Below are 1856 nucleotides of genomic sequence, written 5' to 3'. Positions count from 1 at the left end.
GTTGCCCGGCTGAGCCGCACCGGCACTGCGGGAGCGCCTGCCCGCGATCACGGCAGCAGGGCCCACGGGCGACGGATCCACGCGCTTGATCAAGTCTTGACCAAGCCTTGCCCCCCGCTGCATTGGCTGATGGCGTCTCGTGGGTGACGCTGTGCAGGTCGCCACGCAGTCCCGGCCGACATCCACAGGAGTCCATGTCCGATGACCCGTCGTCGCAACCGGGCCCGATCCCAGGTCTCGACCCCTGCGTCGTCCGCCGTGGTCGCCGCAGCGCGGACAGACCCGACCGGGGATGTCCACCGGATCGCCCTCGAGAGGCGCCAGGCACGGACCCAGGGGAGCACCGTCAGCGCACAGCCAGAGGCCGCGGAGCCGGCACCCGTCGACCCAAACGACCCCGACGAGCTGCACCGGCGCGCGGTCGAGCTGCGGGAGTACCGGATGGGCTATGGCCCGAAGCCTGCCGGCTTCGACGCCCCGAAGTCGGTGGTGACTGCCGCCGGAACGATCTCGACCACGTTCCCCGTGATGGGCATGACCTGCCGTTCCTGCGAAGTTCGCATCGCGAAGTTCGTGAACAAGATCCCGAATGTCGAACGCGTCTCCGCTTCGGCTGTGAAGGGTCAGGTCACCGTTGAGTCGTCGGCCAAGGTCTCCGCCGCGGCCATCGAGAAGGCGATCAACAAGGCCGGCTACGAGATCGGCCGGACGCCCTGGCTCGTGAGCGATCCCAAGATCTGGGCGACGGCCGGCCTGGGCGTCCTGCTTGTGGCGGCCCTCGCCATCATTGCGCAGGTCACCGGACTGGGCGATCTCGCGTCGGGCGCCGGCGACCTGTCGCAGGGTGGCCTTGTCGTCGCCCTGCTCCTCGGGCTTGCGGCCGGCGTCTCCACGTGCATGGCGCTGGTCGGCGGACTCGTGCTCGGGCTCTCCGCGGCATTCCAGTCGCGACAGACAGGCTCGGTCGGTGGCGTCGCCGCGATGCGCCCTGCGGTCGTCTTCGTGGCGGGGCGGATCGCGGGGTACGCCATTCTGGGTGCCGCGCTCGGTGCTGTCGGCGCCAGCATCACGATGCCGCCGCAGCTGACCGCGATCCTCATGATCGTCGTTGCCGTCGTGATGATCCTGCTCGGAACTCGGCTGACCGGCCTGTCTCCGCGGATCGCCGGCTGGTCGCCGACGCTGCCGATGGGGGTCGGCGGCAAGTTGGGCCTCGGAGAGGGCCAATCGGGCGTCTACTCGGACCGCCGCGCCGCCATGCTGGGCGCCGCCTCCTTCTTCCTGCCCTGCGGGTTCACGCAGGCGATCCAGATCTACGCGCTCTCGACGGGCAATCCGCTGTTCGCGGCCGCCCTTCTCGGGACGTTTGCGATCGGGACGGCCCCGGGGCTCCTGGCCATCGCGGGACTTCCCGTCGTGGTCCCGAGCCGTGCGAAGCCGACACTGCTGCGCCTCGTCGGCGTCGTGGTCCTCGGCTTCGCTCTCATGAACGGGAGCGCCGGGATCCGGCTCTCGGGGTTCAGCCTCGACTCGCTCGTGGGGATGGTGAGCGCCGCACCGCTGCCGGGAACGCTCGGCGCCGATGGGACCCAGCGCATCACCACCTACCAGGACGCTGGCGGCTACAGCCCCGGAAACATCGTCATCTACGCCGGCTATCCCACGACGTGGACGATCCAGTCGTCGAACACGAGCTCCTGCGCCTCCTCGCTGTTCGTGCCGGGGCTCGACATCAGGACGCGCCTGAGCAAGGGCCCGAACACGTTTGAGATCCCCGCGCTGCGCCCGGGAACCATCAACTACACCTGCGCGATGGGGATGTACGGCGGGAAGATCACCGTCGTCGCGCCGCCGAA

At 69.6% G+C, this 1856-nt stretch carries 1 protein-coding gene; it reads left to right on the top strand.

Annotation, left to right across the window (positions count from 1 at the left end; translation table 11 throughout):
- Nucleotides 1–201: 201 nt before the first annotated feature.
- The coding region (locus tag VGK32_02670; protein HEY3380640.1) for a sulfite exporter TauE/SafE family protein at nucleotides 202–1856 on the top strand (1655 nt) is incomplete at its 3' end.

It is taken from the genome of Vicinamibacterales bacterium (assembly GCA_036504215.1).
Lineage (GTDB): Bacteria > Acidobacteriota > Vicinamibacteria > Vicinamibacterales > Fen-181 > FEN-299.
This window is presented reverse-complemented; position numbering and strand designations above follow the sequence as displayed.